This window comes from Enterobacter cloacae complex sp. ECNIH7 (genome assembly GCF_002208095.1).
GTDB lineage: Bacteria > Pseudomonadota > Gammaproteobacteria > Enterobacterales > Enterobacteriaceae > Enterobacter > Enterobacter cloacae_M.
This window is the reverse complement of the sequence record NZ_CP017990.1, coordinates 3,341,014-3,362,226: the sequence shown is the minus strand read 5'-3', so window position 1 is coordinate 3,362,226 and position 21,213 is coordinate 3,341,014. Positions and strand designations below refer to the sequence as shown.

The 21,213-nt window shown below is 56.0% G+C and carries 18 protein-coding genes; 5 read left to right on the top strand and 13 right to left on the bottom strand.

Annotation, left to right across the window (positions count from 1 at the left end):
• Window positions 1-64: 64 nt before the first annotated feature.
• Together yejM and WM95_RS16485 are read right to left on the bottom strand one after the other, a co-directional pair.
• Window positions 65-1,825, bottom strand: a complete 1,761-nt coding sequence (yejM, locus tag WM95_RS16490) for an LPS biosynthesis-modulating metalloenzyme YejM (RefSeq protein ID WP_023312498.1) — start codon at window positions 1,823-1,825, stop codon at window positions 65-67.
• A 19-nt stretch (window positions 1,826-1,844) separates the two neighbouring features.
• The gene (locus tag WM95_RS16485) at window positions 1,845-2,072 is read right to left on the bottom strand and encodes a YejL family protein (protein WP_008500958.1); all 228 of its coding nucleotides are present in this window, start codon (window positions 2,070-2,072) and stop codon (window positions 1,845-1,847) included.
• 134 nt (window positions 2,073-2,206) lie between these two features.
• Here WM95_RS16485 and yejK point away from each other — a divergent pair, with 134 nt between their 5' ends.
• The gene (gene yejK, locus WM95_RS16480) at window positions 2,207-3,214 is read left to right on the top strand and encodes a nucleoid-associated protein YejK (protein WP_021241524.1); all 1,008 of its coding nucleotides are present in this window, start codon (window positions 2,207-2,209) and stop codon (window positions 3,212-3,214) included.
• Window positions 3,215-3,264: 50 nt separating this feature from the next.
• Here the strand turns inward: yejK and rplY are convergent, their stop codons facing one another.
• Together rplY and WM95_RS16470 are read right to left on the bottom strand one after the other, a co-directional pair.
• Window positions 3,265-3,549, bottom strand: coding sequence for a 50S ribosomal protein L25 (gene rplY, locus WM95_RS16475; protein ID WP_008500956.1), 285 nt, complete (start codon window positions 3,547-3,549; stop codon window positions 3,265-3,267).
• A gap of 125 nt (window positions 3,550-3,674) precedes the next feature.
• Window positions 3,675-5,435 (bottom strand): DEAD/DEAH box helicase, encoded by a 1,761-nt coding sequence (locus tag WM95_RS16470; RefSeq protein WP_063409149.1) that lies wholly within the window; start codon window positions 5,433-5,435, stop codon window positions 3,675-3,677.
• A gap of 152 nt (window positions 5,436-5,587) precedes the next feature.
• On the opposite strand from WM95_RS16470, the gene rsuA reads away from it, so the two are divergent.
• The 3 genes from rsuA (at window position 5,588) to WM95_RS16455 (ending at window position 8,131) form a co-directional block, all read left to right on the top strand.
• On the top strand, window positions 5,588-6,295 hold the full coding sequence (gene rsuA / locus WM95_RS16465) for a 16S rRNA pseudouridine(516) synthase RsuA (RefSeq protein WP_045354252.1): 708 nt from the start codon (window positions 5,588-5,590) through the stop codon (window positions 6,293-6,295).
• A gap of 15 nt (window positions 6,296-6,310) precedes the next feature.
• Window positions 6,311-7,507 (top strand): Bcr/CflA family multidrug efflux MFS transporter, encoded by a 1,197-nt coding sequence (locus tag WM95_RS16460; protein ID WP_008500953.1) that lies wholly within the window; start codon window positions 6,311-6,313, stop codon window positions 7,505-7,507.
• 279 nt (window positions 7,508-7,786) lie between these two features.
• On the top strand, window positions 7,787-8,131 hold the full coding sequence (locus tag WM95_RS16455) for a YejG family protein (RefSeq protein WP_023312494.1): 345 nt from the start codon (window positions 7,787-7,789) through the stop codon (window positions 8,129-8,131).
• A gap of 3 nt (window positions 8,132-8,134) precedes the next feature.
• On the opposite strand, the gene yejF is transcribed toward WM95_RS16455, so the two are convergent.
• From yejF to WM95_RS16410, 9 genes are all read right to left on the bottom strand, one after another.
• On the bottom strand, window positions 8,135-9,724 hold the full coding sequence (yejF, locus tag WM95_RS16450; RefSeq protein WP_063409150.1) for a microcin C ABC transporter ATP-binding protein YejF: 1,590 nt from the start codon (window positions 9,722-9,724) through the stop codon (window positions 8,135-8,137).
• A gap of 1 nt (window position 9,725) precedes the next feature.
• The gene (locus WM95_RS16445; protein ID WP_023312492.1) at window positions 9,726-10,751 is read right to left on the bottom strand and encodes an ABC transporter permease; all 1,026 of its coding nucleotides are present in this window, start codon (window positions 10,749-10,751) and stop codon (window positions 9,726-9,728) included.
• Entirely contained in the window at window positions 10,751-11,845 is a 1,095-nt protein-coding gene (locus WM95_RS16440) for a microcin C ABC transporter permease YejB (protein WP_063409151.1), read from the bottom strand. The genes WM95_RS16445 and WM95_RS16440 overlap by 1 nt, the downstream gene beginning before the upstream one ends.
• 9 nt (window positions 11,846-11,854) lie before the next feature.
• Window positions 11,855-13,660, bottom strand: a complete 1,806-nt coding sequence (locus tag WM95_RS16435; protein ID WP_063409152.1) for an extracellular solute-binding protein — start codon at window positions 13,658-13,660, stop codon at window positions 11,855-11,857.
• Window positions 13,661-13,734: 74 nt separating this feature from the next.
• Window positions 13,735-15,291: a cyclic di-GMP phosphodiesterase gene (locus tag WM95_RS16430; RefSeq protein WP_045354243.1), complete on the bottom strand. Its 1,557-nt coding sequence runs from the start codon at window positions 15,289-15,291 to the stop codon at window positions 13,735-13,737.
• 127 nt (window positions 15,292-15,418) lie between these two features.
• Window positions 15,419-15,988, bottom strand: coding sequence for a bifunctional murein DD-endopeptidase/murein LD-carboxypeptidase (gene mepS, locus WM95_RS16425; RefSeq protein WP_008500946.1), 570 nt, complete (start codon window positions 15,986-15,988; stop codon window positions 15,419-15,421).
• A 427-nt stretch (window positions 15,989-16,415) separates the two neighbouring features.
• Window positions 16,416-17,117 (bottom strand): phosphatase PAP2 family protein, encoded by a 702-nt coding sequence (locus WM95_RS16420; RefSeq protein WP_169815238.1) that lies wholly within the window; start codon window positions 17,115-17,117, stop codon window positions 16,416-16,418.
• A gap of 33 nt (window positions 17,118-17,150) precedes the next feature.
• Window positions 17,151-18,137 (bottom strand): CobW family GTP-binding protein, encoded by a 987-nt coding sequence (locus WM95_RS16415; protein ID WP_063409154.1) that lies wholly within the window; start codon window positions 18,135-18,137, stop codon window positions 17,151-17,153.
• Between the two features lie 124 nt (window positions 18,138-18,261).
• Entirely contained in the window at window positions 18,262-19,728 is a 1,467-nt protein-coding gene (locus tag WM95_RS16410; protein WP_063409155.1) for a mannitol dehydrogenase family protein, read from the bottom strand.
• Between the two features lie 205 nt (window positions 19,729-19,933).
• Between WM95_RS16410 and uxuA the strand changes: the two genes are divergently transcribed.
• Window positions 19,934-21,124: a mannonate dehydratase gene (gene uxuA / locus WM95_RS16405; RefSeq protein WP_063409156.1), complete on the top strand. Its 1,191-nt coding sequence runs from the start codon at window positions 19,934-19,936 to the stop codon at window positions 21,122-21,124.
• The last annotated feature ends 89 nt before the right edge of the window (window positions 21,125-21,213 follow it).

Here is a 21,213-nt window from a genome sequence, read left to right as displayed (position 1 = left end):
AAAGAATACTACTCGATTCCGTTTTGAATGCAAGGGAATCTGTCGCTAACTGGTTTATTATTAATCAGTTAGCGATGAAGCGCTTCTCATCCGTCAGGACCTGAAGCAGCAGGCTCAGCTGCGGTTTCTGATCTTTCAGCCGTTCACCCTGCAGATTATACGTCTGATAATTCCCGTTGCTGTTCAGCACCAGCGTCAGCTTCGGCGTGGTCACCACCAGCGTATTATTCCCCGCTGCCGTCACCCAGCTATGGCGGCGCGCGGCGCTGAAGAGATCCTGCCCCTGCGAATACTCGTTTGCTGGCGTGCTGACGTGCAGCAGACGTTGCATCAGGGTTGTCATCACATCTTTATGCTCGGTGAGCATATTGATGCGCTGCGCCGGGGTGCCTGGCCAGTGGATCACCAGCGGAACCTGCAGATTCGGGCGAGACCAGCTCATACTCTTCGTCTCGTCACCTAAAGGCACGCCATGGCCCGCGGTCACGATCACCACGGTATTGTCCAGCTTGCCCGACTCGCGAAGCGCATCAAGCACGCGGCCTATCTGAGCATCAACATCGCCAGCCGCGCGACCGTAGCGGCGCGCAAAGTCACTCTTATTGCTGTCAGCAAGCGTTGTGCCGTTAAAGGCAACCCATGAGAACCAGCGGTTATCTTCCTGGGCGTAGCGCTGCAACCAGTTTATCCATTGGCTGGCGGTCTGCGCATCGGACTGTTTTTGCGCCGTCGGCAGTGAGAAATCGGACAGCAGCGCCTGGCGGTAGAGCGGGCTGTTAAAGCCATCGGAGGAGAACAACCCTAACTGATAGCCTTGCTGATTCAGCCCGGTGATCAGCGCCGCAGGCGTGCGGGTAGACAGTACGCCGTCCATGTAGCCAGCTGAAATGCCATAGAAGAGGCCAAAGATGCCCGCATCGGCGGTGTTACCGGAGCTCATATGCTGAGTAAACGAGACGTTCTGACTCGCGAAAGCGGCCAGCGCAGGCATCTGCTTCTCGAAACGGGAATAGTTCAGGCCATCGACGGTGATCAGCAGGACGTTTTGTCCGCGCCCCATATCGCGGTAGTTCAGGTCGCTCAGAGGATACTGAACGCTGACGGCTTCCGGGTTACCCTGCTCGATAAGACGGCGCTGGTACTCCTGCGCATCAAGCAGGCCGTGTTTCTCGAGGAAGCGACGGGCCGTCATCGGGTACGAGAGCGGCAGGTTCGCGCGCTGCATGGTAATAGGGCGATAGAAGTTCGCATCCGCCCAGATATACATGATGTGCGAACTGATAAAGGAGACGAAAAAGAGCGCGGCGACGGGCTTCGCATAATGGCGTCGCCGGGTCAGGCTGCGGAGCTTTTGCCAGCTCCAGGTAGCGAACAGCATCTCAATCAACAGGATCACCGGGACGCTGATAAACATCAGCTGCCAGTCACGGGCCGTTTCGTTCTGGTCGGGGTTAATCACCAGTTCCCAGACGATGGGGTTGAGGTGCAGGTGGAAGCGGGTGAACACTTCACTGTCGATAAGCAGCAGCGTCATCCCGACCGTCGCAAGGATGGCGGACAAGAACCTCATCAGACGCTGCGACATGACGATAAACGTCAGGGGAAACAGGATCAGCAGATAGGTGGCGAAAACCAAAAAGCTAAAGTGACCCACAACGCTCATCCAGGAGTAGATACGCCCGGTTAGCGTTGTTGGCCAGTCTGCGACAAACAGATAACGACAGCCAATGACCGTCGCCAGCAGAATGTTGAACAGGGCAAACCAGTGCCCCCAGCTGACCATCTGGGAGACTTTTTCACGGTAGCGCTGACGATTCGTCACCATAAACTGTTGTTCGTATCCCTTAATGGGCCGGGTCGTTGCTGACGGACGACTGTAAAGCCTGGGCGAACGATTTTGCGATCGCCTGACGCTGAGCCGGAGCAACGCTGGTGTTAATCAGGTTGGTGACCATATTTCCCAAAACCATCAGGGAGAGATCGGTCGGCGTTTTATGTTTTTCCAGTACGTTGACCAGCTCACTGAGCAGTTGTTCAACGTGTTCATCACTGTAGCGGGAATGTTGTGGCATAAATCAAAATCAGTTTGTTGATGAAAGGGCAACATATTACCGTAGCAACAGCTTTTTTTCCCCTTTTTTATCTGTTGTTGCACACATGTCCTGGTGGTGGTTGAATACCGCCCGGTCTAAAAGGAGAGTTTATCATGAGTCTGGAAATCAACCAGATTGCCTTGCACCAGCTTATCAAGCGTGATGAGCAAACCCTTGAAGTGGTGCTGCGCGATTCGTTACTGGAACCCACGGCGACCGTGGTGGAGATGATGGCAGAGCTGCATCGCGTCTATAGCGCCAAAAATAAAGCCTATGGCCTGTTCAACGAAGAGAGTGAACTGGCCGATAGCCTGCGCCTGCAGCGTCAGGGCGAAGAGGATTTCCTGGCGTTTAGCCGCGCCGCAACCGGGCGTCTGCGCGACGAACTGGCGAAATATCCGTTCGCCGACGGCGGGATCGTGCTGTTCTGCCACTATCGCTACCTGGCGGTCGAGTATCTGCTGGTTACCGTGCTGAATAACTTAAGCAGCATGCGCGTGAACGAGCAGCTGGATATCAGCTCAACGCATTATCTGGATATCAACCATGCGGATATCGTGGCGCGTATTGATTTGACCGAATGGGAAACCAACCCGGAGTCGACCCGCTACCTGACATTCCTGAAGGGGCGCGTGGGCCGCAAAGTGGCGGATTTCTTTATGGATTTCCTCGGTGCCAGCGAAGGTCTTAACGCCAAGGCGCAGAACAAAGGGCTGCTCCAGGCGGTTGACGACTTCACGGCTGAAGCGCAGCTCGATAAATCTGAGCGCCAGACCGTGCGTCAGCAGGTCTACAGCTACTGCAACGAACAGCTGCAGGCAGGGGAGGAGATCGAGCTGGAGTCCCTGTCAAAAGAGCTGGCGGGCGTCAGCGAAGTCAGCTTCCAGGAATTTACCGCAGAGAAGGGCTATGAGCTTGAAGAGAGCTTCCCGGCGGATCGCAGCACGCTGCGTCAGTTAACCAAGTTTGCGGGTAGCGGCGGCGGGTTAACCATCAACTTTGATGCGATGCTGCTGGGGGAACGTATTTTCTGGGATCCGGCCACCGATACGCTGACCATTAAAGGTACGCCGCCGAATCTGCGCGATCAGCTTCAGCGCCGCACCTCGGGCGGTAAATAGCAGGCACAAAAAACCCCGCAGAAGCGGGGTTTTTTTCGACAAGTTTGCGATTACGCGCGAACGAAGTCGATGTGAGTCAGTTTTGGCTTGAACGCGTGACGCTGAACAGCCTGAACTTTCACTTTTTCTTCTTTACCGCCAACAACGATGGTCAGAACTTCGCTGTAGAATTCAGCTTTGGTCTGCAGGTTCCACAGTTTGTCGTGATCCAGTTCGATTGCAACTGGAGCAGCTTCGCCACCGTAAACGATAGCCGGGAACTTGTTAGCGGTACGCAGGCGGCGGCTCGCACCCTTACCCTGCACGTTACGTACTTCTGCTTCGATAGTGAACATTGATTTCTCTCTGTATTTAAAACCCTACTACAGGCGACCCAGCAGCAGGTGAGTGTTCTGCCTCACGGATGTGAAGCGGGCGGCATTTTATACTCAAATGCCCCTCACATCAATGAAAAGTCCCGCTAACCGCGCAATTCGTTGGCGCGACGGAAGCGACCTTCGTAGTCAAAGAGCTTCTCGCGCACCTGCCAGAACTGGCCTTTCTTACGGGCGACGACAAAATCCGGATGGCGCAACAACACCTGCTGGCGCACGATATCGGCCACGGTTATCCAGCGCAGGGGCACGCCCGGCGTGCGGGTATGCGGGCGGATAAACAGCTGTTCGAAGGCCATTCGCTGGGCAGGCGTCTGAACCCGGAAGCGCTCGCTGACGTCCGCCCCGTCTTCGTCGTAATAGGTGATTTTCAACCACTCGCCTTTTTCATCGGCGCCGGGCTGCAGCGCCATGCCGGAACAGCGCAGCACCAGGGCATCTTTCAGCTTTAGCGCCGCTTTCAGCATGTCGTCCGGGTCAACCAGCACCGCGTCGCATTCCCGGCAGCGGCGGGCGGCAATGTCGTTTTCGGCGTTGCACTGCGGGCAGTTTTTGAACCGGAAGCGGAAATCGCACTGCTCGCGATGCCCGTCATCATCTTCAAACCAGCCCTGACAGCGGCGGCCAAAGTGTTCGATCAGCGTACCGTCGGCGGTGGTTTTTCCCCAGAAGGTGTTGGCAAACCCGCAGGCAGGGCAAAAGACCTGCACGGGCACGTTGTCGCTTTTCCCTTTTGGCGCGCCGACCTCAGGCGTATAGAGATCGTGGGGGTTACCGGCATAATCCAGAATCAGGCAGTCGGTTTTTCCCGGCGCCAGACGCAGGCCGCGGCCAACAATTTGCTGATACAGACTGACCGATTCGGTCGGGCGCAAAATGGCGATCAGGTCGACATGCGGGGCGTCAAAGCCGGTGGTCAATACCGACACGTTTACCAGATAGCGGAACCGCTGGGCTTTAAAGGCGTCAATCAGGCCGTCGCGCTCCGGGCCGGGCGTTTCGCCGGTGATTAACGCCGCGTCGCCGGCGGGCAGTAATCCGGTGATTTCACGCGCGTGCTCAACGGTGGCGGCAAAGATCATTACCCCCTTGCGCGTCGCGGCGAACTCCTCAATCTGGCTGATAATATGCGGCGTAATACGCTTCTGCTTTTTCAGCTCCTGATTGAGATCCGCTTCGCTGAATAAGCCGTTGCTCTGTGCCTGCAAACGGCTGAAATCGTACTGCACCACCGGCATATCCAGCCGTTCAGGCGGCGTCAGGTAGCCATGTTTAATCATGTAGCGCAGCGGAAGTTCGTAAATGCAGTCGCTAAACAGGGCCTTGTCATCACCGCGCACCATGCCGTGATAATGATAGCGATAGATCCAGCCTTTCCCCAGGCGAAACGGGGTCGCCGTCAGGCCCAGCAGGCGCAGGTGAGGATTCACCGCTTTCAGGTGAGCCAGGATTTGCTGGTACTGGCTGTCGTCGTCATCGCTGATGCGGTGACACTCGTCGACGATCAGCAGCGAAAATTCGTTGCGAAACAGGTCCAGATTGCGCGCCACCGACTGCACGCTGCCAAAAACCACTTTGCCGTGGCTCTCTTTGCGCTTCAGCCCGGCGGCGAAAATATCGGCTTCCAGCCCAAGCGCACAATACTTGGCGTGGTTTTGCGCGACGAGCTCTTTAACGTGCGCCAGCACCAGCACGCGACCACGGGCCAGACGCGCCAGTTCGGCGATGACCAGGCTTTTGCCTGCGCCGGTCGGGAGCACAATCGCCGCCGGCTCGCGATGTTTACGGAACCAGGCGAGGGTGGCGTCAACGGCTTCCTGCTGATAGGGACGAAGTGTAAAAGTCATGGGGTCTCGGTTTCGTTATTCCGCACATAGTATGCCACGAAACTTTTTCCCTTGAGTGGCGCAACCAGACCATTATACTGAACCGTTCCAGACTGCTTCTTTTTTCGGACCTGTTGTCCGACTTCCAGCACCATTAAGGCTAAAAAGATTTCATGCGACTTGATAAGTTTATCGCTCAGCAACTCGGCGTAAGCCGCGCTATTGCCGGGCGTGAAATTCGCGCCAGCCGCGTTACCGTGGATGGCGATATTGTGAGAGACAGCGCGTTCAAACTGCAACCTGACCATCAGGTGGAGTATGACGGCAATCCGCTGACCCAGCAGCACGGTCCGCGCTACTTCATGCTCAATAAGCCGGAAGGCTACGTCTGCTCAACGGACGATCCCGATCACCCGACGGTGCTCTATTTCCTCGACGAGCCGGTGGCGCACAAGCTGCACGCCGCAGGCCGCCTCGACATCGATACCACCGGTCTGGTGCTGATGACCGACGACGGGCAGTGGTCGCATCGCATTACTTCCCCGCGTCACCACTGCGAGAAAACCTATCTGGTCACGCTGGAGTCGCCGGTATCGGATGACACGGCAGAGCAATTCACGAAAGGCGTTCAGCTGCATAATGAAAAAGATCTGACCAAACCCGCCGTGCTTGAGGTGATCGCGCCGACGGAGGTCCGTCTGACCATCAGCGAAGGGCGTTACCATCAGGTGAAACGTATGTTTGCCGCGGTGGGGAACCACGTTGTTGGCCTGCATCGTGAGCGGATTGGTGCGATCGAACTCGATCCCGACCTGGCGCCAGGCGAATATCGCCCGTTAACGGAAGAAGAGATCGCCAGCGTCGGTCTGCCTTCGCACTAATTTCAGGAGAGCTCTGTGACCACCAGGCCACACTCGTCGTTCAAAATCGTCTTCATTCTTGGCCTGCTGGCCATGCTGATGCCGCTGTCTATTGATATGTACCTGCCCGCGCTGCCGGTCATTTCCGCGCAGTTTGGCGTTCCGGCGGGCAGCGCGCAGATGACGCTCAGCACCTATATTCTCGGCTTTGCCCTTGGCCAGCTGTTTTATGGCCCGATGGCGGACAGCCTTGGACGCAAGCCCGTTATTCTGGGCGGGACGCTGGTCTTTGCAGCCGCAGCGGTGGCCTGTGCGCTGGCGCAGACCATCGATCATCTGATTATCATGCGCTTCTTCCACGGTCTGGCGGCGGCAGCAGCAAGCGTGGTGATTAACGCCTTGATGCGCGATATCTACCCGAAAGAAGAGTTCTCCCGCATGATGTCGTTTGTCATGCTGGTGACGACGATTGCGCCGCTGGTGGCCCCGATGGCCGGTGGTGCGGTGCTGGTGTGGTTTAGCTGGCATGTGATTTTCTGGATCCTGGCCCTGGCCGCGCTGCTGGCCTCGGCGATGATCTTCTTCTTTATTGATGAAACGCTTCCCGTCGAGCGCCGTCAGAAATTCCACATCCGTACCACCATCGGCAACTTTGCCTCGCTGTTTCGCCATAAGCGCGTGCTCAGCTATATGCTGGCAAGCGGGTTCAGCTTCGCCGGGATGTTCTCCTTCCTGAGCGCCGGGCCGTTTGTCTACATCGAGCTGAACCACGTTTCGCCGCAGCACTTCGGCTATTACTTTGCGCTTAACATCGTCTTCCTGTTCATCATGACCATCATCAACAGCCGTTTTGTCCGGCGGGTGGGGGCGCTGAACATGTTCCGCGCCGGGCTGTGGATCCAGTTTGTGATGGCTATCTGGCTGGTGGTGAGCGCGTTTCTGGGCGTGGGCTTCTGGGCGCTGGTGGTCGGCGTAGCGGCCTTTGTCGGCTGCGTGTCGATGGTGTCATCTAATGCGATGGCGGTGATCCTGGATGAGTTTCCGCATATGGCGGGCACCGCCTCTTCCCTGGCGGGGACGTTCCGCTTCGGCATCGGCGCTATTGTTGGCGCGTTGCTTTCGATGGCTACCTTTACGACGGCATGGCCCATGCTGTGGGCGATGGCTTTTTGCGCAACCAGCTCGATACTCTTCTATCTTTACGCCAGCCGACCGCGAAAAGCGGCCCACTAAAACACAGAGAAGGCCCGGCAGGGCCTTTTTTGTTGATGCATATCAACCAAACCCCCGTTCGTTTATTCCGTGTTTGTTTATTTTATGTAAAATCTATTTGTGTAAAAAGTCACATCATTGTATTCAAAAAGGTTGAGTTAGATCGCAGAAACGGGTACATATAGCGCCGACGCGAGCCAGGAAACGGATAAAAAAGCGCTGAATAGTGCAGGCTGGCGATGATGTGTTACTATAAATGTAAATAAATTGTGAAGTAAATTTTGCTTCCGGGGAACGAACGTGAATACATTACAACTCTCCATTGTCCATCGCTTGCCCCAGAGCTATCGCTGGTCGACGGGTTTTGCAGGTTCGAAAGTTGAACCGATTCCGCAAAACGTCACGGGCTGTGAAAACTGCCTGGTAGCACTCAAGCTGTTGAGCCCGAGCGACGAAAATGCATGGCGGGTGATGGAGCGTCTCAGTCAGGCCCTGACGGATATCGAAGTGGATAGCTCCGTGCTGGAGTGTGAAGGTGAGCCGTGCCTGTTTGTGAAGAGCCAGGACGAGTTTGCCGCCACCTGCCGTCTGAAGAATTTTGGCGTTGCCATCGCGGAGCCTTTCTCCGGCCAGTACCCGTTCTGACCGCTAGTCTGCCGACAACAGCTGGCGCGTGTAGCGCTGCGTTGGCGCGCTAAATACGCGCTGGCACTCACCCTGCTCGACCACTTCTCCCTGTCGCAACACAATCACCTGATGGCATAGCGCTCGTACCACCTGAAGATCGTGGCTGATAAATATATAGGCCAGCCTGTGCTTTTCCTGAAGCCCTTTCAGCAGGGCCAGGATCTGCGCCTGAACGGTTCTGTCCAGCGACGACGTTGGTTCATCCAGAATGATCAGCTCCGGCTTCAGGATCAGCGCGCGGGCAATGGCGATACGCTGGCGCTGCCCGCCGGAGAATTCAGCCGGATAGCGGTGGCGCGTCCCGGCATCTAAGCTCACTTCGGCCATCACCCGCATAACTTCCTGCTCTCGCTGCTGAGCGTTCAGGCCGGGCTGATGTACGCGCAGACCCTCTTCGATAATCTGTAACACGCTGAGCCGTGGATTAAGCGAGGAGTTGGGATCCTGAAACACCACCTGCATGCGGGGCCGCACGGGCAGCATCTGGCGGCGGTTCCAGCGGTGCAGCGGCATATCGTCAAAGAAGATCTCGCCCTGCGAGGTAATTAAGCGCAGCAGCGCCAGACCGGTGGTGCTTTTGCCGGAACCGGATTCGCCCACCAGCCCCAGGGATTCTCCCGGGCGCAGCGAGAAGCGGATGTGTTTCAGCACCGGATTCTGGTCGACGATGCGTCGCAAAATACCTTTGCGGATCGGGAACGAGACGGACAGATCCTCAACGCGCAGCAGCGGTGTGCTGTCCGCCTTGAGGGGAACCGGGTCGCCGGAGGGTTCGCTGTCGAGCAAACGCTGCGTATAGGGGTGCTGCGGCGCGCTCAGCAGCGTGGACGCGGTATCCTGTTCAACGCATCGTCCGTTTTGCATCACCGCGACGCTGTCGGCCAGCTTTCTCACAATGCTCAGGTTGTGCGTGATAAACAGCAGGCTCATGTTCAGCTCGTCACGCAGCTCCCGCAGCAGCGTCAATATTTGCGCCTGTACCGTCACGTCCAGCGCCGTTGTGGGCTCGTCGGCAATCAACAGCTCGGGGCGAGTGAGCAGGGCCATGGCGATCATCACCCGCTGGCGTTCGCCGCCGGAAAGCTGATGCGGAAAATCATTCAGCCGTTTGGCCGCATTGCGTATGCCTGTTCGCTCCAGACAGTCCAGAATTTCTCCCCGCGCGGCCTCTTTGCGCATCCCCCGGTGCAGGGAGAGCACTTCATAGAGCTGTTTCTCCAGGCTGTGCAGCGGGTTGAGGGAAACCATCGGCTCCTGGAAGATCATGGCGATTTTGTTGCCGCGAATACCGCGCAGGGTATGTTCGTCGGCATGCAGCAGCGAGCTGCCGTGAAACAGAATATCCCCTTGCGGGTAGCTCACCGGCGGGGACGGCAACAGGCGCAGGATAGAGAGTGCCGAAACGCTCTTGCCTGAACCCGACTCGCCCACCAGGGCCAGCGTTTCCCCGGTCTGGATCTGCAGCGACAGGTCGGTGACCACGGTGCGCGTCTCGCCCTGCTTTGAAAAAGCAATCGACAGGTTATCAATACTAAGAAGAGGCTGGGTCATTTTATACCGCCTTGTTCGGATCGAAGGCATCGCGCACGGCTTCGCCAATAAAAATCAGCAGCGACAGCAGCACGGCCACGGAAAGAAAGGCGGCGATGCCTAACCACGGCGCCTGCAGGTTGTTTTTACCCTGCAGCAGCAGTTCGCCGAGCGACGGGGAACCCAGCGGTAGCCCGAAACCAAGAAAATCCAGCGAGGTGAGGGTGGTGATCGAGCTGCACAGAATAAACGGCAGGAAGGTGAGCGTTGCCACTACCGCGTTGGGCAGCATGTGGCGGAAGATAATCCCCCGGTCGCTCACGCCAAGCGCCTGCGCGGCGCGAATGTAGTCGAAATTGCGGGTACGCAGGAACTCCGCGCGCACCACGCCCACCAGCGCCATCCAGCCGAACAGGACGGTGATACCTAACAGCCACCAGAAGCCAGGCTGCACCACGCTGGAAAGCAGGATGATCAGGAACAGCGTTGGCATGCCTGACCAGACTTCAATCACCCGCTGGCCCCACAGATCAATTTTCCCGCCGTAGTAGCCCTGAACGGCGCCCGCCACGACGCCCATTACGCTGGAGAATATTGTCAGCATCAGCCCAAAGAGAAGCGAGATTCGCGTGCCGTACAGGATGCGCGCCAGCACGTCGCCGCCGTTAGCATCGGTTCCCAGCCAGTTTTGCGCGGAGGGCGGGGAAGGGAACGGAGTCGTGGTGGCGAAGTTAATGCTGTTGGCGCCAAAGCGCACCGGCGCCCAGAGCGCCCAGCCGTGCTGTTCGATCTGCTGGCGAAGCCACGGATCCTGATACTCCGCCGGTGTTGCAAACGGGCCGCCGAAGTCGCTTTCGCTGTAGTTGGCGATAACCGGCACGTACCAGCGGTCGTTAAAATGCACCAGCAACGGCTTGTCGTTGGCGATCAGTTCCGAACACATGCTTAAGGCAAACAGCACGGCAAAAATCCACAGCGACCAGTAGCCGCGGCGGTTGTGGCGAAAACGGGCCCAGCGGGCCTGGTTGACGGGGCTTAAACGCGGCATCAGCGGCCCTCAAAATCGATTCGGGGATCGACCAGCGTATAGCTGATATCACTGATGATATTCAGCAGCAGGCCAATCAGGGTGAAAATATAGAGTGTGCCGAACATCACCGGATAGTCGCGCGACACGGTAGCCTCATAGCCCAGCAGCCCCAGGCCGTTGAGTGAGAACATGACCTCTATCAGCAGCGAGCCGGTAAAAAACATGCCGATGAACGTGGCCGGAAACCCGGCGATCACCAGCAGCATGGCGTTACGGAACACGTGTTTCCACATGATCTGCTTCTCGCTCACGCCCTTGGCGCGGGCCGTGACAACGTACTGCTTACGAATTTCATCGAGAAAGGCGTTTTTGGTCAACATGGTCAGGGCCGCGAACCCGCCGATGACCGTGGCCAGCACCGGCAGCGTGATATGCCAGAGATAGTCAGTGATTTTCTGATACCACGGCAGGGAGCTGAAATCGGCGGAGACCAGCCCCCGCAGCGGGAAGAGGTCGAAATAACTTCCCCCGGCAAAAAAGACAATCAGCAGGATGGCAAACAGAAACGCCGGGATGGCGTAGCCGATAATGATGAACGTGCTGCTCCAGATATCAAACCGGCTGCCGTTATACACCGCTTTGCGGATCCCGAGCGGTATAGAGACCAGATAGATAATCAGCGTTCCCCACAGCCCCAGCGTTATCGAAACCGGCAGGCTTTGCTTGATCAACGTTAATACTGACGCACTGCGAAACAGGCTGTCGCCAAAATCAAAGCGGATGTAATCCCAAAGCATCTTGAAATAGCGCTCGTGAATCGGTTTGTCAAAGCCGTAGCGGTGGGTGATCTCGGCGATCACCTCCGGATCCAGCCCGCGTCCGCCGCGATAATGGCTTTCGCTGATATTCCCTACGCCGGTTCGCGCATGGCTCGCGCCCATCCCTTCACTGCCGACGCCGGGCATGCCGCCGCTGTTGCCAAATTCAATGGCGGCAATCGCCTGATCGACCGGGCCGCCGGGGGCGATTTGCACGATAAAAAAGTTAATCGTGATGATGGCCCACAGGGTGGGGATAATCAGCAGGAGACGACGGAGAAGATAGGCACCCATGATGATTCCTTATCGCCGCTCAGCGGGAAGTCTGGCGGCTTTGTTAACGTCATACCACCAGGTATCAAAGCCCAGGGAGTAGACAGGGCGCACGGCAGGCACGGAGAACTTGTCCCAGCGCGCAAGGCGATCTTCGCCCATATACCACATCGGCAGCATGTAGTAGTTCCAGGTTAAGACCCTGTCGAGGGCGCGCCCGAGAGGCAGGAGCTTTTCTTTATCCCCCTGCGCCGCCACTATTTTGGCAATTAGCGCATCAATCGCCGGGCTTTTTACCCCCGGCGCATTGTATGAGGAGTCGATGTAGCTGGAGGCCCAGGAGATTTGCAGGTCCGAGCTGGGCCACGGCTGGGCGGGCCACAGGCGCAGCATCATGTCGTAATCACGGCTGCGCATGCGGCTGGTGATCTGCGCGTTATCAACCTGGCGAATGTTCATGGTCACGCCCAGCCGCTCAAGGTTGTGCTTAAACGGCAGTACCCACTGATCGTTGCCCCCGGACGAGAGCAGCAGCTCAAAGCTGAGAGGCTTGCCCGTTTTGGCATCCACACGCTTTTGATTTTTCAGGTGCCAGCCCGCGTCATCCAGCAGTTTGCTGGCTTTCAGCAAGTTGTCGCGGTCGTAACCGTCACCGTTTGACGCGGGCGACTGAAACACGGTGGTGAAAACCTCCGGCGGTAGCTCCGCTTTCAGCGGGGCCAGCAGGACCAGCTCGTCGGCTTTCGGGTAATCGCGCGCGGCATATTCGGTGTTCTGGAAATAGCTGTTGGCGCGGCTGTAAGCCCCGTAAAACAGCGCTTTGTTCATCCACTCAAAATCAAAGGCCAGGGAAATGGCTTCGCGCACCCGGCGGTCATTAAATACCGGACGCTGAATATTAAACGCCAGCCAGCGGGTGTCCTGGGCAGACTCATTTTTGTGCTCGTCTTTGACGATATAGCCTTTTGCGAAATTTTTGCCGATATAGCGGGTCGCCCAGTTTTTGGCGCTGCTTTCTACGCGTAAATCGAAGGCACCGGCTTTGAACGCTTCAAACGCCACGTTATCGTCGAGGTAGTAATCATAGCGAAGGGTGTCGAAATTCCAGCGCCCGCGGTTTACCGGCAGGTCTGCTGCCCAGTAGTCTTTCACGCGAGAGTAAACGACATATTGCCCCATGCGCCAGTCGGTGATGCGGTATGGGCCGCCTGCCAGCGGCGGCGTGGAAAGCGGGTCGCTTAGCTTATGATTTTTCCAGAACGATTCAGGCATCACCGGCAGCGAGAACAGGCTAAGCATGTTCTCTTTGTTCGGTTCGCTCAGCTCGATGCGCACGGTGAGCGGCGCGATGGCTCTAACGGATGCGCCTTTATACACGATGCGGAACTGGGGGACGCCTTCGGTCATGAATTTATGGAAGGTGAACGCCACGTCGCTGGCCTTCACCGGCGTACCGTCGTGAAAACGTGCTCGCGGATTCAGCGAGATTTCCGCCCAGGCGAAGTTATCGGCGTAACGCACGTTCTCGGCAATCAGCGGATAATAGCTGCCGGGCTCATCATCCGACGTGACGAAGAGCGTATCGTAAAGCGATTCCGTTCGCGCGGCCGCCACGCCGCGCAGGGCGAAGCGGTTGAAGTTGTCGAATGTTCCCGTGGCGGAAAGCGTGACCTTTCCGCCCTTCGGCGCGGCAGGGTTAACGTAATCGAAGTGCGTAAAATTGACCGCATATTTCGGCTCGCCAATCACCGCGAAGGCGATATTCTCTTTGATGGCTTGCGCCTGGCTGGACAGGCTCGTTAGTGCCAACATCAGCAACATGAAGCGCATAAGCATCTCGCGGCGGCTCCCTCTTTTACAGTCCGACTCGGTTAAGCTGAATAATAAGTGACGTCACGGGCAATGTGAAATTAATCACCCCCGGGCGAAATATCAGGCCGCCATTCGCGGAACTGCGCCAGCGGCATCGGGCGGCTAATCCAGTATCCCTGCAGGAAATTAACGCCGTGTTCGCGTAGCCAGGCGGCCTGTTCCGGCGTTTCCACCCCTTCAGCGACGGTCGACATATTCAGTCGTCTTGCCAGCGTCAGGACGGCATCCAGCACCGGCGACGTCACGGTCTCAGTGCCAATTGCATTAACAAAGCCGCGGTCGATCTTGAGATAGTCCATGGTGAAATGCTCAAGATAAATCAGCGCGCTGTGGCCGGTGCCAAAATCATCAATGGCTATCTCAAACCCTTCGTTGTGTAGCCATTCGAAGAGGCTGTTGGCTTCCCGATGATTGAGCATGTCGCGTTCGGTAATTTCCAGCACGATCTGGAAGTAATCCTGCGGCAGTAGCGCTTTGAAGGTGCGCATATCGTCTTTGAAGCTTTCTGCATGCAGATGCCCCGGCGCAATGTTGATGCCCACCTTTGCTCCCGGAGGTAACAGGGTTTGTAACACGGGCGCATCGTGAATGATAAGGTCAAAGAGATGCAGCGTCAGCGGGACAATCAGCTTCTGCGCTTCGGCAAAGTTGATAAACGCGTCCGGCGGAATTTCCCCCATCGTCGGGTGTTTCCAGCGCATCAGCACTTCAAGCCCGGTCATCTGGAGCGATTTAGCATCGACGACGGGCTGATAAACCACATAAAACTGACCGCGCTTAATCGCGCTTAAAATCTCTTTACCCGGATTGAGGCGAATGCTGAGGATATAGTAGTTGAGCGATCCGGCACAAATGCCGCATACCAGCCCAAAGAACAGGGCATAGAGAATTTCATCGCTGGTCCATGCGTCCGCATACAGGTTTATGGTCAGGGGGACGTCTTTCAGCGTCGCGGTTCGGGTCGGCGTTTCGTGCAGATCTTGCGCGTTGACCAGCGTGCCGGACTGCGTTGACAGCGCGTGATCGCCAATGATGATGGCGATGCCGGCAAATTCGTCCTGGCGAGCGGTGTAGAGCAGGTAAGGCGTCAGATTGAGATTCACCGAGGTGAACACGCCGCCGTCCTTCACCAGCGGATTACGGTACCAGATGGCAATCGCGGGCTTGTTGGGCAACATGGGGGTGCCAGGAAGCAACGCCATATCAATCTGTTTGTCGATGTGCAGCTCGGGGATCAGCTCCTCCATCGGGGAATTCATCGGCCCCGTGGCAGAAGAGCAGAACGCCATTTTGTCTCTGACCAGCAGGAATGCGCGAACGTTAACGCTAAAGGCAGCGCGCGAGGTAAGCTCCTGATTGACGTCGTGACAGCTGTTTAACGTGAGCGGCTGGAGCACATCGATAGAATTTTTTAACTCATCGAAGTAGCTCTCCATATAGATGCTCACATCGTGGATCAGGGTGTCGAATTTGACTTCCCGCTTGTGGTAGCTCCAGAAAAATTGCAACGAACCCAGGAGCAGGGCGGCGATCAGGCCTGTGATGATGCTGAGGATCAGTATTTTTCGATTGCTGGAGAAATAGCGGGTGAACATAGACGTCGTGATTCCTGAAATGCCGCTGGATGTATTCAGTGTAACGGGCAAAAAAAAACACTGCCGAAGCAGTGCTTTTTTTCATCATATCGTCAGCCAAGGGATAACCAACGATACGATAGTCATATTAACTGCGGGTCAGTACGCGGCGTGCTTCGTTGTAGCGCTTCTTCCAGTACGGTTCATTCATGCTGGAAATGGTCACACCGCTACTGGTGGAGGCATGTACAAACTGGTCATTACCAATGTAGATGCCAACATGTCGACCTGTAGAACCGGCACGGAACAGGACTAAATCACCGGTGCGCAGTTTAGTACGTGAAATCGACTTGCCCATCTCCTGCTGTTCATAGGTTGAACGCGGAAGATCTAACCCAAACTGCTCACGGAACGTACGCTGTACAAAACCGGAACAATCAATACCTGTTTTTGTGCTGCCGCCAAGACGATAGCGCACGCCTTTCCAGTCAGCATACTGGTCCATAATGCGGGACTTCACGTCCAGATTACGTACCATATTTTCAAATTCATCCTGAGAGGCTTGCAGTGACGAGGAATCTTCCATTCCCACAACACGCGTCTCAGGATGCATATTCTTTGCGGTGTTAGATGTACTACATGCAGACAACAGTACCGCGACTGCTATCGCCGGGATCCCCCGTAAGATATATCTCAGAAACGGTTGAGATTTGACCATTTTGTTTATTATCCCTTGAAGTCCTTAACGACAAATATCGTTATAAAAATGCCAAACGTGACGAGACTAATTATCTGTTCACATTGAGACAATTCTTTCTGGTCACATTTGTGGCTCAGCGCACAAAATTATTCGCCATTGAAATAATTATCTCTATGGGGCAAAACGAGTTCGAGATTAACCGATTGCCTGGGGTAATGCGAGTAAAAAAAGCCTTTTTTTTATAAGAAAATGTGATACAGAAAGTAAAAACATGGAAATGCTCAAAATACCGGCAGATCCGCCGCGTAATCGCGTAATTGATTCATTTTTATCATGAATATGATGACGAGAATATGACAGTGGGGAAAGATCGCGGCGAGAACGCTATCAGGGATCATGTCGATCCCTGATAGCTCACGTTAATTTAGGTTAGTTATTTGTTTAATTATTGTTGCGCCCTGCCGGGAAGATAGCGATCGAACAGCGCTATTATCCTGTCGCTCAGTGGGGTCATTAAACACCACGGCAGCGCAATCAGCGCCACGGAGAGCGAACCGACGGCAATATCGGTAAACCAGTGAGCGCCAATCATTACGCGCGGGAAGGCAAAAACCACAAAAATAATCAGGGCTATGGCAAAGGCTTTTCTGCCAAAATAGCGAAGCATAATGGCGGAAAAAATAAGCAGCATCATACCGTGATCGCCGGGGAAGCTGTCCTTCGACGCATCTTTTGTTGGAATATGCAGCAGTTCGCTGACGCGATAAATATCGGTGAAGAATAGCGTTGGGCTTGAGCGCTTAACTGGAATAATCGCGGTTGCCAGCTGGTTAATGGCGACGGCAAACAGCAGCATTACCAGACCGATAATGAGAATACGCCGACGCCCGGCTTTATCCTCTTTCAGCCAGAAAGAGAGCATCAGGCAGCCCATGGCCAGCAGCGAGAAGCCGTCGAAGGCGCGATTGTTGGTAATTGCCACCAGCCACAGGAACGCGTTGCTCTTCACCAGCTCCTGGTTAAAGAAGTGAAAAATGGCAGAATCCAGCGGGAACCAGAAACCATGATCCGCCGGGATATACCAGGAGAAGAAAAGCGCCAGACCGGCGACATTAAGCAGTAATATCAGGGGAAATCGAGTTGTCATAACGTTCTGCATAGAGTGAAAACTGGGGCAACGTTAGCCGCCCGAACTTAAACGAATCCTCAACAGGCTGGACTGGAGGGCATTCCAGTCGGCGTTAACCGCACTAATTAACTCTATTCGGCTGTCAGGCGGCGCTACATTCTGCGTTTCAATAAAGAAATCGTCACCCTGACGGTTGATCCTTACCAGCCCGTCTGGGGTGCGCATGATCCCTTTCACGCGATCGACGGGAGCAAGTCGGGCCCACTCCAGGATCCCAATGGTGTCAAAAACGGTTTCAGCATCAAATATCCATCCGCAGGCCTGATATCCCTGGCCGCTGTTCAGGTTACGACGCCAGCGCTGATGTTCCGGCAGGCTGAGAGCGGCTAAACCCTGCTTAACCGGATGACTGTGCGAATGAGCCGCACTGGCAGGCAGCTCGGTGAGGTTCAGACGAGGAAGGTCAAGCAGGGCGCTATCAATATTCCCCTGTGTGGCCTGCACCCGCGTGCGGTTGCCGCCGAAATGCTGCCACCATGCGTCCAGCGCGGCCTGGCTTTCAGGCGTGGCGCGATCTGCTTTATTCGCGACAATAACGTCAGCCGAGGCGAGCTGATCGCGGAAATTCTCATTGGCCACCGTCTTGTCATCCAGAAGCTGACGCGGATCGAGCAGGCACAGGGTGGCGCGCAGATCGATCCACGGCTCGTAAACCGGGGCGGTCAGTAAATCGAGGATCTGCTTGGGGTGACCCAGCCCGGTGGGTTCAATCAGCAGGCGGTCAGGTTTGCCCTGACGCAGCAGGGTATTAAGCCCGACCTGCATCGGCAGGCCATTGACGCAGCACATGCATCCGCCGGGGATCTCTTTAATCATCGCGCCGCTGGATGACAGCAACGCGCCGTCAATGCCCACCTCGCCAAATTCATTGACCAGCACGGCCCATTTCTCGGCCGGATCTTTATTTGCCAGCAGGTGGAGAATTGAGGTGGTTTTACCGCTGCCGAGAAAACCGGTGATGAGGTTGGTTTTGGTCACATGCGCTCCAGATGAGAATGGTGATGCTATAACACTATTCTCTCTATCCTGGCGAAAAACGTGACCGGTGAGAAGGGGAAGGGCGAACGGAGATCTCATCCGTTCGCGTTAAGCGCAATAATCGTTAAACATTTAACGTTTCGATAACAGCCTGACGCGCGCCGTGGCGGGTGATGCGCTGGTATGCCTGGCTGACAGCCTCCACAAAGACGCTGTTTTGTGCGAGATCGTGACCAAAGACCTCGCTGAGCCCCAGCAGCGCGTTAACGCGGTCGGTATCGCTGCTGGCGTCAACGATGGCGCGGATTTTATCGCTGAGGGGATCGCGAACGTCAATCGCGTTGCCATGGTCGTCGGTACCGCTGACGTAGCGTATCCAGCCGGCCACGCCCAGGGCCAGCAGCGACCACGGTGTTTTTCGCTCAAGATGAACGCGGATCCCGTCCAGCATTCTTTGCGGAAGCTTCTGGCTACCGTCCATCGCGATTTGCCAGGTCCGATGCTGGAGTGCCGGGTTGGCAAAGCGCTCCAGCAGGCTATCTGCGTAGGCGGTGAGGTCGACATCCTTAATGCGTAACGTCGGCGCCTGTTCGTCCAGCATCAGCCGACGGGCGGCTTCGCGGAACGCAGCGTCCTCCATGCATTCATTAATATGGGCGTAGCCCGCGAGGTACCCCAGATACGCCAGGAAAGAGTGGCTGCCGTTGAGCATGCGCAATTTCATCTGCTCCCAGGGCAGAACATCCTGCACCATCTGAACGCCCGCTACTTCCCACTCCGGACGGCCGGCGACAAAATTATCTTCCACCACCCACTGAATAAATGGTTCACAGCTGATGGCGCACGGATCTTCAACGCCGAGCGCATCGGTGATTTCCGCCAGTGAAGCGTCCGTCGCGGCGGGAACAATTCTGTCGACCATCGTTCCCGGGAAGCTCACGTGGCTGTCAATCCATTCAGACAGCGCTGCAGAACGCTTTTGCGCCATGCCCAGCACCGCGTTTTTCACCACGTGCCCGTTATCAGGGATATTGTCGCAGGAGAGCACGGTAAACGCAGGCAAGCCGCGCTCGCGGCGGCGGTGGAGCGCTTCGACCAGGATCCCGGGGGCGGAATGTGGCTCTGAGGGATTCTCAAGATCGTGGATTATCCGGGCGTTGTGCAGATCGAGTTTCCCGGTCGCGGGATCGATGCAATAGCCTTTCTCCGTGATGGTGAGCGACACAATCGCAACCTGAGGTTCGCAAAATTTCTCAATAATGGCGGGCAGAGAGTCCAGCTTTGCGTTCAGGCATTCATGGACGGCACCGACGATAATCGCCTCATTGCCTTCTGCCCCTTTCTCCAGCACGGTGAACAGGTGATCCTGCGCGCGCAGCTGGCTCATCAGCACGTCGCCGCTGAAGAGGCTAATCTCACAAATACCCCAGTCGCCGCCTTTTTCATTCAGCACCCGATTTGTTAACAATGCCTGGTGCGCACGGTGGAACGCGCCAAAGCCAAAATGGACGATGCGTGAGCGTAATTGCGCGCGATCGTAGCGAGGTTGCTGAACACGGGCAGGAAGGGCGGTGGAGGCAATTGTCTTCATGAGATACACACCTGATTAACCATTAATTAACAATGCCAGTGTAAAGTTATATGACAGCAAATAAAATTGGTGAGCCGTAAATATCCCCGTTCTGTGAGTTTGATCAATCAATGTGAGGCGGTATATTGACCCCTGGCGGCAAACATGTATGGTAGTCGTCATTGCAGTAACGCATATTGGTATAACAACTTTAGAGGGTGAGGCAATGGAACAAACCTGGCGTTGGTACGGGCCGAACGATCCGGTTTCTCTTGATGATGTGCGCCAGGCTGGCGCAACGGGTGTCGTCACGGCGCTGCATCATATTCCTAACGGTCAGGTATGGCCGGTTGAAGAAATTCAACAGCGTCAGGCGCTGCTGGCGGAGAAGGGGTTAACCTGGTCTGTGGTAGAGAGCATCCCGGTTCACGAAGACATCAAAACCCATTCCGGGGAGTACCAGACCTGGATTGCTAACTATCAGCAGAGCATTCGCAACCTGGCGGCCTGCGGCATTGATACGGTTTGCTATAACTTCATGCCCATCCTCGACTGGACGCGTACCGATCTTGAATATCAGATGCCGGACGGCTCGAAAGCGCTGCGTTTCGACCAGATCGCCTTCGCGGCGTTTGAGCTGCACATTCTGAAACGTCCCGGTGCCGAAGCGGATTACACCGCGGAAGAGCAGCAGCAGGCGCTCGAATGGTTCAATGCAGCCAGCGACGCGGACATCGAAAAGCTGACCCGTAATATTATTGCGGGCCTGCCGGGAGCTGAAGAGGGGTATACCCTGGATCAGTTCCGCGCGCGCCTGGCGGAATACGGCGATATTGATAAGCAGCAGCTGCGTGAAAACATGGCGTACTTCCTGCGCGCTATCGTGCCGGTTGCTGAAGAGGCAGGGGTACGCCTCGCCGTGCACCCGGACGATCCGCCGCGTCCTATCCTCGGCCTGCCGCGCATTGTTTCCACAATTGAAGATATGCAGTGGCTGAAAGAGACGGTAAACAGCATCTATAACGGCTTCACCATGTGTACCGGCTCCTACGGCGTGCGGGCGGATAACGATCTGGTGCGGATGATTGAAACCTTTGGCGATCGTATCCACTTCACGCATCTGCGCGCGACCTGCCGCGAGGACAACCCAAAAACCTTCCACGAGGCGGCGCACCTGGGCGGCGATGTGAATATGGTGGCGGTGGTAGACGCTATTCTGGCGGAAGAGGCGCGTCGCAAGCAGGCGGGCGATGTGCGTCCTATCCCGTTCCGTCCGGATCACGGCCACCAGATGCTGGACGATCTGCGTAAGAAAACCAACCCAGGCTATTCGGCGATTGGCCGTCTTAAAGGGATGGCGGAAGTGCGCGGCGTCGAGCTGGCGCTGAAGATGACGAAGTATCCGGAGCTTCTGTAAGCTCTGTTGCCCGGTGGCGCTAAGCTTACCGGGCCTACAAAAAAAAACCGGCCTGAAAGCCGGTTTTTGTGTTTTTGTTGGTCGGGTAA

Excerpts from the sequence above, each read along its gene's own strand:
- WM95_RS16470 (WP_063409149.1), bottom strand. The coding sequence starts at position 5,435 with ATGACTTTTACACTTCGTCCCTATCAGCAGGAAGCCGTTGACGCCACC.
- WM95_RS16420 (WP_169815238.1), bottom strand. The coding sequence starts at position 17,117 with ATGACAACTCGATTTCCCCTGATATTACTGCTTAATGTCGCCGGTCTG.
- uxuA (WP_063409156.1), top strand. The coding sequence starts at position 19,934 with ATGGAACAAACCTGGCGTTGGTACGGGCCGAACGATCCGGTTTCTCTT.
- yejK (WP_021241524.1), top strand. The coding sequence starts at position 2,207 with ATGAGTCTGGAAATCAACCAGATTGCCTTGCACCAGCTTATCAAGCGT.
- WM95_RS16435 (WP_063409152.1), bottom strand. The coding sequence starts at position 13,660 with ATGCTTATGCGCTTCATGTTGCTGATGTTGGCACTAACGAGCCTGTCC.
- WM95_RS16440 (WP_063409151.1), bottom strand. The coding sequence starts at position 11,845 with ATGGGTGCCTATCTTCTCCGTCGTCTCCTGCTGATTATCCCCACCCTG.
- mepS (WP_008500946.1), bottom strand. The coding sequence starts at position 15,988 with ATGGTCAAATCTCAACCGTTTCTGAGATATATCTTACGGGGGATCCCG.
- WM95_RS16430 (WP_045354243.1), bottom strand. The coding sequence starts at position 15,291 with ATGTTCACCCGCTATTTCTCCAGCAATCGAAAAATACTGATCCTCAGC.
- rsuA (WP_045354252.1), top strand. The coding sequence starts at position 5,588 with ATGCGACTTGATAAGTTTATCGCTCAGCAACTCGGCGTAAGCCGCGCT.
- yejF (WP_063409150.1), bottom strand. The coding sequence starts at position 9,724 with ATGACCCAGCCTCTTCTTAGTATTGATAACCTGTCGATTGCTTTTTCA.
- WM95_RS16445 (WP_023312492.1), bottom strand. The coding sequence starts at position 10,751 with ATGCCGCGTTTAAGCCCCGTCAACCAGGCCCGCTGGGCCCGTTTTCGC.
- rplY (WP_008500956.1), bottom strand. The coding sequence starts at position 3,549 with ATGTTCACTATCGAAGCAGAAGTACGTAACGTGCAGGGTAAGGGTGCG.
- yejM (WP_023312498.1), bottom strand. The coding sequence starts at position 1,825 with ATGGTGACGAATCGTCAGCGCTACCGTGAAAAAGTCTCCCAGATGGTC.
- WM95_RS16485 (WP_008500958.1), bottom strand. The coding sequence starts at position 2,072 with ATGCCACAACATTCCCGCTACAGTGATGAACACGTTGAACAACTGCTC.
- WM95_RS16410 (WP_063409155.1), bottom strand. The coding sequence starts at position 19,728 with ATGAAGACAATTGCCTCCACCGCCCTTCCTGCCCGTGTTCAGCAACCT.